Genomic DNA, 16,156 nt, shown 5'->3' with positions numbered 1-16,156 from the left:
AGCGTCGAACGACATCTCGACTTCTTCGGGCGCGTCCGGAGCCAGAGCGTCGAACGACATCTCGACTTCTTCGGGCGCGTCCGGAGCCAGAGCGTCGAACGACATCTCGACTTCTTCGGGCGCATCCGGAGCCAGAGCGTCGAACGACATCTCCGGCTCCAACGCCGCCCCTACGCCGGAGACAGCGGCGCCTTCCAAATCAATAAATGGGTCGATATCAGCGTCAGGAGCTTCGACTTCAGGCGCAGGTTCGGGCTCAGAAGCACCCGTAAAAAGGGCGTCAATCGAGCGCGCAAACCCGCCCAGCTCCTTTTTGTCTCCCGATTCGTACATGGGCCCCGCGGACGCGACAAGAAGAAACCCAACACATGACCCGTCAATCTATTGCATTTCTGTCCTGAAAAGCGACAAACTCCGGGACTCCGCGTCCATTACCCGATCGGCAGGCCTCTCTTACTTCGATCCACGATGCCGCCGTCAATGTTCCTTACGTCGGTGAATCCCTCAGCCTGAAGCACGCTGGTTCCGATTCCAGAGCGGTGTCCGGTCCGGCAGTAGAGGAGGACAGGGCGATCCAGTGGCACTTCTTTCGAGCGCCCTCGGAGGTGCCCCAGGTGGATATGTGTGGCGCCTGGAGCGTGCCCTTCGTTCCACTCCATGAGCTTCCTCACGTCGAGCAGGAACGCATCTTCCTCAGCCATTGCCAGCTCGGCGGCCTCCCAGTCGATGACAGTCGTCATCTCGAGAGGACCATGGTTGGCGGCCCAATACTCCAGTGCCGCCGCGTCGAAGTACCCCGCCGAGTGATCGATCCCGATAAACGCAAGATCGCGAGCAGCTTCATTGGCTTGGCCCTCCTCATCCACGATGAAGCAGATGGGTCGGTCGTACGGTAACATCCACCCGCACCAATTCGGAAACCCTTTGTCCAGCGGAACGTTGATCGTGCCTGGTATGTGGCCTTGGGCAAATCGATCTCGCGATCGTGTATCAACTACGATGCCGCCTTCCGCGAGCAGCCCATGGAGATCCTCGGGAGCCATGGGAGTCGGCTCCGGTAGCCGATCGAGGATGGCCGGACCGTCGCGGTTCATTCGCTTCATTTCAGCGAAGTAGGCCGGTGGCTCAGGCTGGTCCTCTAACACCTTGGAAACGAAGTCGTCCTCGCCGTCCACCTGAAACGCCCAATTCACGAGCCTCTCGTACCCTAGGGTCGAGGACGGGACCGACCCGAGCGCCTTGCCACATGCGGACCCGGCGCCATGGCCCGGCAACACCTGTAAGTACCCCGGCATGTCTTTGAAACGCTCGAGCGCGTTGTACAACACCCGGGCTCCGGCCTCCATCGTGTCCGCTACTCCGGCAGCTTTTTCGAGCAAGTCCGGCCGCCCGACGTCTCCTACGAAGATGAAGTCGCCGGTAAGCAGCCCCATGGGCTCGCTGGAGGCGGCGCCGTCGACAACCATGAATGAGATGTGCTCGGGAGTGTGTCCCGGCGTGTGGAACACCTTGATCACAATGTTGCCGAGCTTCACCTCGTCACCGTCATGTAGGAGTTTTGCCCCGTCCTCATCTACAAAGCGGTACTGCCAGCTGTCGTCCCCCTCCCCTGAAAGCAAGAGCTTGGCTCCGGTCTTCTTCGCGAGCTGGCGAGACCCTGACAGGTAATCCGCATGGATGTGGGTCTCGGAGACATACGTGATCTCAAGTCCCTCCTCGTCCGCCGCCTCAAGGTACACATCAGTGTCCCGGTGCGGATCAATCACGATCGCCTGGCCATTGGCCTGACACCCGATCATGTAACTGGCCTGGGCGAGTTTGTCGTCGTAGAAGCGTCGAAGAAGCATAGTCCTCAGGGTCGGCTCGGGTTCGTCTTCAAGGCAGTATATCAACTTAATAATTCTCGGGCCGGCTTTGCTTGCTCGGCCTGCAAGCCACCGGCATCTTCCGCGGCCCATAGAAACGTACGTCATGTATGGAGAACACGATGCGCAACGCGCTCCGATTGCTCGCTCTTGCCTTCCTCTGGGTGGCGGCCCAGTCCCCCCTGGCAGGTCAGCTGGCCACAGCTGATTTCGATGGTCTCGCTCCGCGAAACATCGGACCCGCCACCATGAGTGGGAGGCTCGTCGATATCGCGGTCGTGAACTCGAACCCCAAGGTCTTCTACATCGCGTCGGCTACCGGCGGCGTGTGGAAGACGACGGACAACGGCGTCCGGTTCGAACCGGTATTTCAAAACGAAGCGGTTCACTCCGTGGGTGACATCGTTGTCCACCAAAAGGAGACCGACATCGTTTGGGTCGGTACGGGCGAGCGTGCCAATCGACAAAGCACGGGATGGGGCGACGGCGTCTACAAGTCGATCAACGGTGGCGAGACGTGGACGAACATGGGGCTCCCCGAAAGCCATCACATCGGCCGAATCGTCATGCACCCGGATGACGCCGACATCGTCTACGTCGCAGCCCTGGGACATCTCTGGGGCCCGAATGAAGAGCGCGGCCTCTATAAAACAACCGATGGCGGAGAGAACTGGGAACTCGTCCTCTACGCAGACGAACTCACTGGCGTCGTAGACATCGCGATGGACCCGAACGCGCCCGGCGTACTCTACGCAGCCACCTACCAGCGGCAGCGTCGCCCGTGGGGGTTTCATGGCGGTGGCCCCGGAAGCGCGATGTGGAAGTCGATGGACGCTGGAGCGACGTGGACCAAACTCACCAATGCGGGGCTCGACAATGGCCTGCCGACCGGTGATATCGGTCGCATCGGGATCTCGATCTTCGAGGCGGATCCAAGGATCCTCTACGCCTCCGTAGAGCAGGGCAAACGGTTCAACGCCGCGACCGCGTACGAACAGCGTGTGGCCGGTCTCTATCGCTCCGAAGACCACGGTGAGACGTGGACCTTCCAGAGCGATTGGAACCCTCGCCCGATGTACGCGAGCCAGCCCCTCGTCGATCCGAACGACGACCAGCGGGTCTACATGATGAACGCCTACAGTTACTCGGACGATGCCGGAAAGACGTTCACCGTGCCGCGCCAGCACAGGACGCACGGCGACGACCGCTTCGTTTGGGTGAACCCGCACGATTCCGAACACATCATGAAGGCAGACGATGGCGGTCTCGGTATCAGCTACGACCGCGGTGACCACTTCCTCTACATCACGAGCCTCCCGCTGAGCCAGTTCTACCAGGTCTCCGTAGACCTGGCTCACCCGTATAACGTCTACGGTGGGCTCCAGGACAACGGATCGTGGAGGGGCCCGAACGCGGTGTACCGGGCCGAGGGGATCCTGAACGAAGACTGGGTACGCTGGGGCGGCGGCGACGGGTTCTGGAACGTGGTCGACACGACCAACAACAGGATCCTCTATTCTGAGAGCCAGTACCTCGGGCTCACCCGAAACGACATGGCGACCGGCGAGAGCCGTAGCATCAGACCCAACCAGCCGGAGGGCTTCATCGGTGCCCGCCGCAACTGGACGACTTGGCCGGATCTCGGGGACCCGGATCAGCGACTGGGGAACGCCATGACACCCGGGAACTGGGAAGGCCCGTTCATCCTCAGCCCGCACGACCCGAACACCTTGTACGCCGGATTGGTCGAGCTCTATAAGAGCACCGACCGAGGTGACACATGGACTGGCCTTGGAGATCTGACGACGGGAACCGACCGGCGGACACTGGCGATCATGGAGCAAATGCCGGATTCGTTCGTGCTGTCGCTCGATGACGGAATCCCATACTGGCCCACGCTCACGGCCGTAGCCGAATCAGAGTTCACCCCTGGGCTCCTCTACGCCGGTACCGACGACGGTAACGTGCAGATCTCCACGAACGACGGCCAAAGCTGGACGCTGGTCACCGATCGCATGGACGGTGCACCTGAGATGATGTGGGTGAACCGCATCCATGCGTCGAAGAGTGTCGAAGGCCGGGTCTATGCGGTCGCGAACAACTACCGGAACGACGACTACAACAACTACATCTGGCGCTCCGACGACAATGGAATGTCCTGGATGTCGATCACGGGCGACCTGCCTGCCGAACGCGTGATCCGCGCTGTGAAAGAAGACCTGCGGAACCCAGAGGTTCTGTGGATGGGCACCGAGTTCGGCGTATGGTGGTCATGGAATAGCGGAAGCAACTGGGTCGAACTGAAGGGCGGCATGCCGACCATGGCTGTGAACGACCTCGTTGTGCATCCGCGGGATAATGACCTCGTGCTGGGCACACATGGACGCGGAGTGTGGATCCTCGATCAGGTCAACGCGCTCCAGGAAATGACACCGGCCATTGCCGCGACGTCTGCACACCTCTTCGGTATCGAGGATGCGGAGCAGATTCGGTATCGGAACGAACGAGCCCATACCGGAAACATGATCTTTGAAGGTGAGAACCCACCCGCCGGTGCGATCCTCGACTACTGGCTGGCTTCGACAGGCACGGACGTATCCATCACAGTTCATGACGGAATGGGAGTGGAAATCGCTCAGGTGAACGGGGGCTCGGAACGTGGAATGAACCGCGCGGTCTGGAATCTCCGGCACGGTGCAGCGGGTGGTGGCGGTGGCGGTCGCGGCGGCTTCGGTGGCGGCGGCGGGCCCTGGGTGGTGCCGGGTCTCTACACGGTCCGCTTCTCCGCGGGCGCTATAACCCACGAACAGACGCTGCGCGTGAAAGAGGATCCACGGATTGATGTGGATCCACTCGTTCGTCGCCAATGGACCGAGACGCTCGTTCGGATCGGGGAACTGGCGATGAGCGCCCAGGAACTGAGTCGCGAGGTGGGCCAGGTCGCTCGACGACTCGATGCCGACACCGACCCACTCCAACTCGCTGCTGATCTCGAAGCCAAGGTGCGCGATATGGCCAGAGAAAGTCAGGAACTCAGTGGACGCATCGCGCGGCTGCGCGGTTCCGCCGGCGGATGGGTCGGGCCCCTGTCAGCCGACCAAGCCTCGCAGCTGGCCTTCTTCACCGAGATGCTGGCGACGTTGGGCGCGGAATGGCGCACGACGTCTGAGCGGCTACCGGGCTGAGGGGGAGCCGATGCCTGTCTTCTCTAAGCTCACCGAGGGTACTCTCGTCATTACCGTGGACGGGGACTACACCTCGAACGAGGTTCGCCGCGTAGGGGCCGCAGGGCTCGAGGATCCGGAGCGGGCGGTGCCTGGTCATGTCCTCGTAGACATGTCGGGCGCCGCTGGCATGCGCCATCAGTCAGCCGAACGAATTGGTGACAGCGCGCGCTTTTTCGCCGAATACAGTGACTCAATAACCCGGGTCGCCATCATCGCGCCGTCCGACATCGTCTTCGGGATGATGAATCAGGCGGGGGCTAGGGCCCAGGCGCCGGGCCTCGAGATCCGGCCGTTCAGGGATCGTAACGAAGCTCTCTCGTGGCTGACGGGAATGGCGCCGGAATAACTCCGGCGCCATCCGCTCAGTTCGTGTCAGCCCGGGCCCAATCCCAGCCCGCCGTACCGCGCTGTGACACTGCTCGGACCCGAATCTCACCAACCGCACCGGCGGTCGTCGCGGAACTCTCCGTCACGGTAGTGGCTGCCCAGCCGTCTTCAGTCTGCCACTCGACCACGTAGTGCGCGATGTCGGACTCGGGTGATGCATCCCATGTAACCGACTCGCCATCCACGACCATACCGGTGAGTCGTGCGGGACTCGATGCTAAAAGCATGAGCGTGGCGGCGGTCGTTTTGGAGACCTCCGCGACGAGCTGCTGACTGATCGTCTCGAGACGATCAGTCCACTGGTGGTAGTGCGGGTTGCCCAGAACCGGGTACGAGCCGATTCCACCGACGATGTCTCCATACGCCTCATAGTAGGCGGCAGCGTCGGTGCTCTTGTAGTACAGCGCGTCGTAGGTGATCAGGTCACTGAACTGCATCGCCGCGGCATGCTGGATGTCCCGAATCCCGGGATTGGAGTATCGGATCGTGTTGTCGAGTCGGTGGTCGTTCTTCCACCCGACCATGTCGTTGTTCAGGGCGCCAACGATGCGCTTTCCGCTCGCGACGGCACGCCGGACATACTCACGGCTACCCAGAAGACCCGCTTCCTCGCCGGTGAAGAAGGCAAGCTCGATGGTCGACGGCATAGGATGGTCCTTCAGGACTCTCGCGACCTCGAGGAGTGCAGTCGCTCCAGACGAATCGTCGTCAGCACCTGGGCCCCGCACGGTAGAGTCGAAATGGCTGCTCGCGACATAGACCAGATCTGGATCCACCGTGCCAGGTATCCGCACGATCACGTTGGCGGTCCGCTGCCCACGACCCTCGAACCACTCGAGTTCGGGCTCATATCCGAATGAGCGGAGCTTCTCCGCGTAGTACGCGATGGCCAGTGCGTTGCCCGGCTGCGTCACGTGCTTGGATCCAAAGCCGTACACGTCCCGTGCGTACTGGAAGATTCTTCCTGTCGAGATCTGCTGAGTGACCCGCGTGACGTCCGCAGCGATCGGGGCGAACGTCGCCTCCCCCCTTAGACGGAGGTCCACTTCGTTCGCTAGGGCGGTCTCGAGGCGGGCCTCTACATCAGCCTGCTCAACTCGGGTATTTAGGTCGAGGAGATACACCCCACGTTCCGGAGACACCGTGTCACCGTCGCGCTCCGCGATCATCAAGATCTTCCCGGAACCCGGAGCAACCGCCCACTCGTACTCCGGCGCGATGGTCCGAACGGAGTTGTTGTGGAAGAGCTTGAGCGGCTCACTCCCGCTGAGGTCATACAAGTAGGAGCGCATGTGCCGCCCCTCTCCCTTGGCTGCCATGATGTGCTCGGCATCGACCCACCGGAGGCGCCGGTCGTGCTGAATTTCCATGGACAAACGGCGGTCACCGCTCCCGTCCGATGCGGCCACCCAGATCTCCCAGTCGTGAAGATCCATCAACTCGAACGCGACGTGAGCGCCATCAGGCGACACCTGAGGATTCTGTATCCGCTTCTCGGTCTCGAATACGGATCGAGGTGCTGACTCGTCCGCGCCGAGATCGATCACATGAACAGTGGTGTTGGTTCCATTCTGACGGGTGAACGCCAAGACACCACTTGCGGAGAGCGACACGTTCGAAGCTCCCGGAAGCATGACTGGGTGCCCTCCTCGGGAGAGACCGGCCACCGCATTCTCAAGGACGCCGACTAGGGTGCTTCCGTCAGCCGATACGAGGAGGCTACGAATGCCGACACCGAAGTCGATCTGGGTCACACGGCTCGATGTGACCCAGAAGACCGAGGTGCTCCTGGCATCATCCGCTGGTGATGCCACCACGAAGAGGTCGCCGGACTCTGCCGCGAACGTCATCTGGACAGGGGCGCGGCCGCCTAGGTCGATGCTGCGGTCCCCGCTGTTCGTGGTGAGCACTACAGTCCCCGCCTTGGCTTCTTCCCAAGCCGTAGCCGTCTGAGCGCGCATGCGACCGGCCCTTCCCTGCGCGGTTGTCTCAGCCTGCCGAGCAGCCAAGACCGCTGGTGTATCCTCAACGCGAATCGTTGCACTGGTGCCGTTGGGGCCGAGCACGGTGGAGCCACCTACGACCTCGCGTACGACTTCGCCCGTCGCGAGGTCCACGAGCTTCGTCACGGGGCCGGCCGGCCCTGCGGCCCTGTAGGTCCCGAAACGCCCATCAGGCGAGACCGTGACGCCCGCACCATCCGGGGCGACTTCGGTGACCTTGAACACCTCTCCGGTAAGGCGAGCGATTTCCTCCAAGTGCGCCACTCCCTCTGCACCCTTAAGGACGTCCAGATAACCGCGTAGTGCATCCGGATAGTCACCCCGGTCCCAGGCGAGATACGCCTCTTGGAGCGCGGGATGATCCGGCATGGACGGTTCCTGCGCAGAAGCCCCGGAAAAACCAAACAGGAGCGCGAACAACATGAGAGAAATTCTGGATCGCATATTCGTCATCGAAATCGCGTGGAAAGAGTGCTGGTCCGATCCCGTCCAGACGCCGATGTTGGGCCTCTGTCTGAGCATAGAAATCTAGTAGGGGGTTCTGGGATAATGATCATTCGTCGATTCACGCTGCTGGCAGCAATCGTGTTCATGGGCTGTGAAGACGCTGCCCAGGCAGCGCCTGGAACAATCGCCTTCACCCACGTGAATGTCCTGCCGATGACAGCGGAGACGGTCCTAGCCGACCAAACAGTTGTCGTGGTGGATGGGCGCATCACCGAAGTTGGTGCGGCAGGCGACGTGATGCTTGGAAGGGGCGCTACGGTCATCGACGGGACCGACCAGTACCTCATGCCCGGACTCGCCGAGATGCACGCCCACGTGCCCCCCGGCGACAATCCCCCCAGGGACGCAGTCGAGGACCTTCTGTTTCTGTATGTCGCGAATGGCATCACGACGATCCGAGGCATGCTGGGCTCGGACTACCAGATCCCGCTGGCCGACGAGCTCGAACAGAGTCAACTCCTGGGCCCGAACTTCTACGTAGCCGCTCCCTCCTTGAACGGGACCACGGCACCGACCGCCGAAGCCGCCGAAGGCCTGATCCGAGCGGCCAAGGAGAGCGGGTATGACCTCATGAAGATCCACCCTGGCATCCCGCTCGACGCGTGGGACAGAATGGCCGAGGTCGCCGAGGAAGTGAACCTGACCTTTGGCGGACACGTGCCGGCTGATGTCGGGCTCGTGCATGCGATCGAAACAGGCATGTCGACTGTGGATCACCTAGACGGCTACGTGCAGGCCATCGCGTCCGACAACGTTCAGGCCCAAGTGAACGCAGGAACCATCAGTCTGGGCGGGCTCGTGGAAGGTGTGGACGAGGGCAAACTCGCGGAGATCGTCCAGCTCACGATCGACAACGACGTCTACGTCGTCCCGACGATGTACCTGTGGGAGAACCTGTATGGCTTCCCTGACGCGGACGCCATTTTGTCACAGCCAGAGATGAAGTACGTGTCTCAGAGTCAACGCGATGCCTGGCGTCGTCAGTCGGAGGGGAATGCGCGAGGCGGCGAGGAAGAGGTGGCCGCCTACCTGGCGCTCAGAAAGCAGGTCCTCAAGGGGCTCTCAGACGCCGGCGCAGGCATCCTGATGGGCACGGATTCACCGCAGATGTTCAACGTGCCCGGATATGCCCTTCACCGTGAACTGCAAGTCGTGGCCGAGGCCGGCATCTCGAACTACGAAATCCTGAAGAGTGGGACGGCTTGGGTGGGGAAGTACGTGGCCGACCATCTCGAGTTGGATGGGTCATTCGGTACCGTGGCCGCTGGCCAGCGCGCCGATCTGGTCCTGTTGGGTTCGAATCCGATGGACGACCTCGAGAACCTGACAGATCGCGTGGGTGTGATGGTCCGCGGACGGTGGGTGTCGCGGAAGGAGATCGATCTCGGGCTCGCGGCCCTAGCGGCCAAGCACGCGGGACAACGCTGACCTAGAACGCGAACAGCTTCGTGAACTTGAGCGTGATCCCGCGCTCGAGGACCGGTGTCGTCACCCCTCCGGCCAGTGACCTTCTCTCCGTGAACACCAGAAAGAGATCGGACAGGGGCGCGTGGATCAGATTGAAGCGCACGTTCGTGACCATCTCCTCCGTCGCTTCGTTGTACTGAACGAAGCCCATGAGGAAAGTGCGGGTGTCCTTCGCGTACCGGAGCTGGCCGCTGAACAGATCCGCGGTGAAGTCGGTGCCACCGAGCTTGAGGTCGTTGTGCTGGGCGGAGAGCCGCAGCGAGAAGTGCTCATTAGGGCGATATAGGCCTTGGAATGAGACCGAGGTGCGTTCGCCGTCGTAGAAGTCACCTTTCGAGAAGGAGACTCGTCCGGACAGAGCCTTGTTCCCGGCAGTCATCAGATTCATGCTCGGAGCCCGCCACCGGTATTCGCCCGCCGCGAGACTCGCACCCGCAATGCTCGTCGTCGCAAAGAGCTGCTCGTAGTGATCGGCGTAGTCCATTGTGAGCGACCCACCGTTCATAAGGCTGACCTGCACACCCGGCGTGAGCGTGCGCGTCTCCAGCGATCCGTCCAGAGTCGTATACGCGTCGACGTCGAAGTACGGGTTGATCTCCAAGATCCCGCTCTTACGGACCTTCGGATGGAACCCAACCGTCCCGTAGTAGCGACGGATCGCCGTCCGATCGATGAAGCCCGTGCCTGGGTTGAATCCGTCTCCGACATGCTTGAACAAGAACGAGGAGTTGAATACGGCGCTGCGCCACGCGGCCTGCACCATCGCGACGTTCTTGTCGTCCCCGGAAGGCGCCGACTCGTCTGTCCGAGCCGCATAGGCCGACACCACGAGCGTGGGGAGAACATTGAAGTTGCCATCGATGCCATAGGCGCGGTTGAATTCCGCGGGCCGCCCCGAAAGTCCTGTGGACTGCCGGTTTACGAACATTGCGCCGATGTTGGAGCCACCCGACAAGTGACGCTTCACCCGCGCGACCGAGAAATTCTCGGCGTCGAAGGAGGCCCCGTCTTCAGGACCGAGAACCGACCGGGTCTGCATGTTGATCAGGCCGACCTCCCATTGCTCTCCGATCCTCCCCGTCATCCGCGCCCCTGCGAGAATCGGGAGCGGCTCGCGACTCGGCGAAAGTCCGATCCTGCGCGAATGAAAGAGCCGGAATTTTCGATTCGAGCTGCCCGTGCGGAAGTTCCTGACGCTCACGTCCTCGAAGGCAAAAGTGCCCTCGTTCTCCAAAAAGAAGTCACGCTTTTCGGGAAAGAACAGAGAAAAGCGCGTGAGGTTCACCTGCTCCGCATCGACTTCGACCTGACTGAAGTCGGTATTCGCGGTGAGGTCGAGTGTGAGCTTCGGGGTGACCCCCCACTTCAGATCGAGTCCGACCGCTCCTTCGCTCCCTTCCTCAACCACTGCGGGCCCGGTGATCCAATCGCCCAGCACATAGGGCTTAACCCAGAGATTTCGACCCGCAGGCAAGTCTCTCAGTCCTTCCAATGTGCCCGCCATCGAGAACTTGTAGACGCGGAACTGAAGCGGCACCGCTGCCCACATGGAATCTTCGTTCTTCCGGCGAAGCCTCCGAGAGAAGTTGAGCCCCCACGTCTGCGGCCCTTGGGTCGGGTTGAACCGGAGCGTGGCAAACGGGATCGCGATTTCTGCGATCCAGCTCGAGTCGTTGATCGTGGTGCGAACCTCCGTAATGCCTTCCCAGGCCCGAGTGATGGACCGCTGGTCGTCGAACGCCTGAGCGTCGAACATCGCGCCGGCCGGGTTCACCGCGAATACGAAGCCGTTCTGCCTGTCGTGATAGGTGTCCAGCGCGAAGCCAAAGATGTCCGAGTTCGGCGTATCGAAGTCCTGCTCGAGCCCCGGTACGCTCAAGGCGCCGACGTTCGAGTCGTGCATGACAGCCCCGATATAGAGCTTGTCGTCATCGTAGAGGATCCTGACCACCGTCGACTCGGACGCAGGCATTCCAGGCTCTGGGGTGATCTGGATCCACGTCTCGGACGTCGGGGTCGCGCGAGCCCAAGCGGCATCGTCCAGCCGGCCGTCGATGTTAATTCCACCTTCGATCTTCAAGGCCGTCATCACGGGGCGTGGGAGCGACAGCGGATCGACCGGAGTCCTCTCGGCTCCACCGATTACCTGTGCGGACAGCGGAGATGCGATCCCGAATAAGGCCAGAAGAAGGACGGTGCTACGTAGCATGGACGTGGGCTGGAAGATTAGGAGGCGGCCAAGGATGGTCCTGTCTGTACAAGTCGAGGAAATCCCTTTTGCTCAAGAGACACCCGTCTCACGGAGGTTGCTGCCTCGGGCCCTAGAGCCCGAGCGCAAACAGCACCTGAGCAAGAAAGTAGAGTGGAAGGCCCACACCCGTGTTCAGTGGATCTGGCTGCACGAACCTCTCGCGAGCGACGAAGACGTCTGATGCCATAAAGGCAGCGGCTCCAACGGGCACCAGCAAGGGTGCCCCTGCTCCAAACGCGCTCGCGGCCATCACCAACATGAGCGAGATGGCGACGATGTAGGCGCGAACCGGCCAGATCATCCGTGGCGTGAGTTGGCTGCTGATGAGCCAGGTGTGGATCCACAGAGCCGTGGGGACGGCAAGAACGAACGCCGCCACGGCCCATTGCACTTGGAAACCGAGCGAAGCGAATGCCGTCGCGTAGGCGAGGTGTCCTAAGAGGAAGGCGGCCAGACCGCATAGAAAAGCTTGTCCACGTCCGGGCACGAGGAGGAGGAGGTCACCAATCCAGCACAGGGCGAAGCCGGCCAGCATTACACGCCCGAAGGACGACTCGGCCGCCCCGACCCACAGGGCGAGAAGCACATAACCCGTGGCCGCCGACATCTTCAGGGTCGCGGCTGTTCGACGGGCTCCTCCCGTGGAGGCCTGGGCGGAGAGAACACCCAGAACGACAACTGTCGCTGAAACGGCCCAGAGGCGAGGGGTCATGATCTCAGCCTGCCACGCTCCAGCCGCTGCTTGTTAGCTCTCTCCGAAGTCACTCGGGAGGCTGCTCCAATCTGACTGGGAACGGTACGACCAGCTCCGGCAGTGCGTATGCACCCGGGAAGTCCTCTTCGACCTCTTTTTGTTTTCCGCTCCACGTCTCGATGTCGATCCGGAATACGGCCGTGCGTTTGAGCTCGTCATCCGTCGTCGGACGGTAGTCCTCACCCGGGGTCAGGTGAGGAGCGTATTTGTCGAGAATCGCCTGAAGAGCGAATCGACATTCGCCCGCGTCCTCGACGATAGTCCCTATGCCGAACGCCACGACGCCGGCGTATTCCACCGAGAATTCGAGCGCCTCCGGAGCCGGCAGAAACCGACCCATGGCGGCGACACTGAACGCGACCTTCTGCACCTGTTCCACATTGTCGCGCGTCTTCCCTGAGCGGTGTGTGTGGAGGTAGATGCAGTGCCGTTCTTGATCGTAGAAGTACAGGTTCGAGTTGAGGAACGGCTGCCCGTCCTCCCCCACTGTCGCCATGAATCCGGCGGGCGCCTGGATCATGAAGTCCCTGACCCACGGTTCATCCTTGCCTCGGTCCCGCCGCCGCAAAGCGCTTCGTGAGTCGTCCCTTCCGGCGTTGTCCGCCCCGACCTTTTCCTCACTCACATCGACTTCTCCACGTAGTGCTCTGAAATGAGCCCACGATGCCACAGTTCGTGCCCGGCGATCAGCCATGGAAGCGCACGCACGGTGATTTCGCTATCGCTCGCGATCCCGGTCCGCGCACCCGTCTCCCCGTCGAAGGAGGCGAACAGATGCACGTTGGCACGCCGCACCGCGACCCACTCCTCGATCAAGTCCGCGAGGGGTCGATCTCCACCGTTCGAACGCACCGTCCACTCGTTCTGGTCCATCCCCGGAAGAGTGACACCGTCCTCCCTGGCCATGGTCAGAGCCCGGAACGCGAACACACGCTCGGTATCCATGAGGTGGGTGATCACCTCGCGGATATTCCACTTTCCCTCCGCGTAACGGAACGTCTCGCGTTCGGGCGTGATGCCTTCGAGAACGGTGATCGTCTCCTCTAGTTGATCGCGAAGTGTGACCGCGATGTCGCCGTCGGGGACGAGTGCCACATACTGCCGGTAGTACTCGTTGTACTCGCTGTACTCAGGGCGAGGAAGCTTGGTCATCGTCTCTCCTTAGTGGCTGATGCCGCCGTTTGCACCGATGGTCGCCATGGACGGGGGACGCTCCAACTGCAGGCGGCGGGCCGTTGTTTCGGCTTCCTGCCAAGCACGCAGGACGTTTTCTCCGGCGAGCTTTCTGAGGTCATCTTCAGTCCATCCGCGCCGTGACAGCTCTGCGAAAAGCATCGGGTAGGTGGATACGTCTTCCAGGCCGACCGGTGTGCTGGTGATACCATCGAAGTCGGACCCGATCCCGACGTGGTCCATTCCCGCGACCGCCGCGACGTGGTCGATGTGGTCGGCGACGTCAGCAATCGTGGCTTCCGGCTGATCCGTGAGAAAGGACGGGACGAAGGTGACCATGACCACGCCGCCGTTCTCCGGCAGGCGGCGCAGGACCTGATCTGGCACGTTCCGCGAGTGGTCGTGCACACCCCGTGCATCCGCATGCGACCAGATGACAGGTGCCTCCGCGACGTCGAGCGCGTCGTTCATCGTGGCGGGTGATGTGTGCGCGAGATCGACCAGCATCCCCATTCGGTTCATCTCACGGACGACCTCTTCCCCGAAGTCGCTGAGTCCGCCGTGCCGCGCTTCATCGCTACCCGCATCGGCCCAGTCCAAGGTGCCGTTGTGCGTAAGCGTCATATAGCGGACGCCCATCGCGTAGAACGCGCGTAGCGTCCCGAGTGAGTTCTCGATGGCGTGTCCGCCCTCCATGCCGAGCATGGAAGCGATCTTGCCGGAACCGAAGATCCGATTCACATCGGAAGCATCCAGAGCGAGTTCGAAGACGTCGGGATACTTGTCGACGATTTGAAGGGCGATGTCGATCTGCTCGAGCTGAACCTTGGCGGCGCCTTCAGCCTCCGCCTCGAACGGGATATACACAGACCAGAACTGCGCGCCGACCTTCCCAGCACGAAGGCGGTCGATGTCGGTATGGAACGGCGTGCTTCCTCGAAGGTCATGCTCAAGAGCCTCCACATCGTGGGGTGCGACCTCACTCTGGCGGATCGCCCAAGGGAGATCGTTATGGCCGTCGATGAGGGGCGTCGAAGACAGTACCCGCATGGCTTTGGCCATGTGCGGATCCTGCTGGGCTCCGACAGTACCGGCGAAAACAGCGAGAGCAGCCATCAACAGATAAGAAACGCGTCTCATGATCTTCCCGAGCTCGGTTGGCGAGTGAACAGACCTGAAGAATCGCTTCACCGACTCATCGGCGGCAAGGCGGCGGTTCCCGGCTTTCGCGAGCGTGGGCTTGATGGGCACATTGCGGAGGCAATCCACACAACTGAGGTCCACATGCTCGCTCGTCGTCTCGCTTCATCCGCGTCGTTCACCGCGATACCTCTCGGCCTAGCTCTCGTCGCGGTTACGCCCGCCCTCGGGCAGGCACCAGCCGGCGCTGATTCTGTGTGGACCGACATCGTGATGCAGTGGGAATCGACCGTCGAAGAGGAAGGCATCGTCGGGGCCTCTCTAGCCCTGATCGTGGACGGAGAACTCACCAAATTCGAGACCGAAGGCTCAGCGAATCTGTCGGAAGGCCACCCAGTAGACCGATCGACGATCTACCACTGGGCTTCGATCACGAAGACGTTCACCGCCATCGGCATCATGCAGCTCCGTGATCGGGGCTTGATCAGCCTGGATGACCCGATCACGAAATACGTGCCCGAGCTGCGCGAGGTGCACAACGAGTACGGCTCAATGGACAACATCACGATCCGTCATCTCATGAGCCACTCCGCCGGCTTCCGTGCCGGCACCTGGCCGTTCGCGGGGGGTGAGGACTGGCAGCCGCATGAGCCGACCGAGTGGAGTCAGCTCGTTTCGATGATCCCCTACACAGAGATCGAATTCGAGCCGGGGTCGAAGTTCAGCTACTCGAACCCGGGGATCATCTTCCTGGGCAAGGTCATCGAGTATGTGAGCGGCGACGTCTACGAGGCGTACATCGACAAAAACATCTTCCGCCCCTTAGGCATGCGCCGAACGTATTTCGACGCGACACCATGGGGCCTGCTGCGCTTTCGATCGAACCACTACTTCGTGGCGGAAGACCAGGTGACCGCGGGCGGCTTGGACTTCAACACGGGAATCACGGTGGCGAACGGTGGGCTGAACGCCCCTCTGGGCGACATGGGGCGATACCTCGCATTCCTTATGGGCTCACGCCTTGAAGGCAGCGACTACGACGCCGTTCTCTCCCGCAATTCCCTCCAAGAGATGTGGAACGACGTCGTGCCGATTGGTGACTCTCCCTACGGGACGTCTTCGATGGGGCTGTCGTTCTTTCTCTATGAGCAGGACGGGCATCAAGTGGTCGGTCACACCGGCAGCCAGCGTGGCTTCCTCTCGTACATGTACTTCGATCCGATCGCGAAGATCGGGGCCATCTCCGCTTTGAACACGGTCGGACTGGACGAGACTGGACCGGACTCGAACGGACTACGCGTCGCGATCACAACTCGACTGCTGAACGAACTCTTCCCTCTGTTCCGCGCAGACGCAGCGGCAGACGGAGGGAACTGAGGGAG

The 16,156-nt window shown here is 61.6% G+C and carries 12 protein-coding genes; 4 read left to right on the top strand and 8 right to left on the bottom strand.

What is annotated here, in order from left to right:
• Both P8L30_11110 and P8L30_11105 read right to left on the bottom strand, forming a co-directional pair.
• On the bottom strand, nt 1-333 hold a 333-nt coding region (locus P8L30_11110; protein ID MDG2240740.1), incomplete at its 3' end, for a hypothetical protein.
• A 98-nt stretch (nt 334-431) separates the two neighbouring features.
• Nucleotides 432-1,847 (bottom strand): MBL fold metallo-hydrolase, encoded by a 1,416-nt coding sequence (locus P8L30_11105; protein MDG2240739.1) that lies wholly within the window; start codon nt 1,845-1,847, stop codon nt 432-434.
• A 140-nt stretch (nt 1,848-1,987) separates the two neighbouring features.
• Between P8L30_11105 and P8L30_11100 the strand changes: the two genes are divergently transcribed.
• Both P8L30_11100 and P8L30_11095 read left to right on the top strand, forming a co-directional pair.
• Entirely contained in the window at nt 1,988-5,050 is a 3,063-nt protein-coding gene (locus P8L30_11100) for a hypothetical protein (GenBank protein MDG2240738.1), read from the top strand.
• Between the two features lie 10 nt (nt 5,051-5,060).
• Nucleotides 5,061-5,438, top strand: coding sequence for an STAS/SEC14 domain-containing protein (locus P8L30_11095; GenBank protein MDG2240737.1), 378 nt, complete (start codon nt 5,061-5,063; stop codon nt 5,436-5,438).
• A gap of 16 nt (nt 5,439-5,454) precedes the next feature.
• Here the strand turns inward: P8L30_11095 and P8L30_11090 are convergent, their stop codons facing one another.
• Nucleotides 5,455-7,926 (bottom strand): M20/M25/M40 family metallo-hydrolase, encoded by a 2,472-nt coding sequence (locus P8L30_11090; GenBank protein ID MDG2240736.1) that lies wholly within the window; start codon nt 7,924-7,926, stop codon nt 5,455-5,457.
• A 105-nt stretch (nt 7,927-8,031) separates the two neighbouring features.
• Here P8L30_11090 and P8L30_11085 point away from each other — a divergent pair, with 105 nt between their 5' ends.
• On the top strand, nt 8,032-9,417 hold the full coding sequence (locus tag P8L30_11085) for an amidohydrolase family protein (protein MDG2240735.1): 1,386 nt from the start codon (nt 8,032-8,034) through the stop codon (nt 9,415-9,417).
• A 1-nt stretch (nt 9,418) separates the two neighbouring features.
• On the opposite strand, the gene P8L30_11080 is transcribed toward P8L30_11085, so the two are convergent.
• The 5 genes from P8L30_11080 to P8L30_11060 form a co-directional block, all read right to left on the bottom strand.
• The gene (locus tag P8L30_11080) at nt 9,419-11,665 is read right to left on the bottom strand and encodes a DUF5916 domain-containing protein (protein ID MDG2240734.1); all 2,247 of its coding nucleotides are present in this window, start codon (nt 11,663-11,665) and stop codon (nt 9,419-9,421) included.
• A gap of 112 nt (nt 11,666-11,777) precedes the next feature.
• Entirely contained in the window at nt 11,778-12,419 is a 642-nt protein-coding gene (locus P8L30_11075; GenBank protein MDG2240733.1) for a lysoplasmalogenase, read from the bottom strand.
• A 49-nt stretch (nt 12,420-12,468) separates the two neighbouring features.
• A complete protein-coding gene (locus tag P8L30_11070) occupies nt 12,469-13,086 on the bottom strand; it encodes a pyridoxamine 5'-phosphate oxidase family protein (GenBank protein ID MDG2240732.1) in 618 nt (205 codons plus the stop codon).
• Nucleotides 13,083-13,613, bottom strand: coding sequence for a DinB family protein (locus tag P8L30_11065; protein ID MDG2240731.1), 531 nt, complete (start codon nt 13,611-13,613; stop codon nt 13,083-13,085). The genes P8L30_11070 and P8L30_11065 overlap by 4 nt, the downstream gene beginning before the upstream one ends.
• Before the next feature lie 9 nt (nt 13,614-13,622).
• Nucleotides 13,623-14,774, bottom strand: a complete 1,152-nt coding sequence (locus P8L30_11060) for a dipeptidase (GenBank protein ID MDG2240730.1) — start codon at nt 14,772-14,774, stop codon at nt 13,623-13,625.
• A gap of 24 nt (nt 14,775-14,798) precedes the next feature.
• On the opposite strand from P8L30_11060, the gene P8L30_11055 reads away from it, so the two are divergent.
• The gene (locus P8L30_11055) at nt 14,799-16,151 is read left to right on the top strand and encodes a serine hydrolase (protein MDG2240729.1); all 1,353 of its coding nucleotides are present in this window, start codon (nt 14,799-14,801) and stop codon (nt 16,149-16,151) included.
• Nucleotides 16,152-16,156 lie beyond the last annotated feature (5 nt).

This window comes from Longimicrobiales bacterium (genome assembly GCA_029245345.1).
Classification (GTDB): Bacteria; Gemmatimonadota; Gemmatimonadetes; order Longimicrobiales; family Gaopeijiaceae; genus CALFPJ01.
Note: the sequence above shows the minus strand (reverse complement) of the source record. Positions and strands in the feature narration are given on the sequence as shown.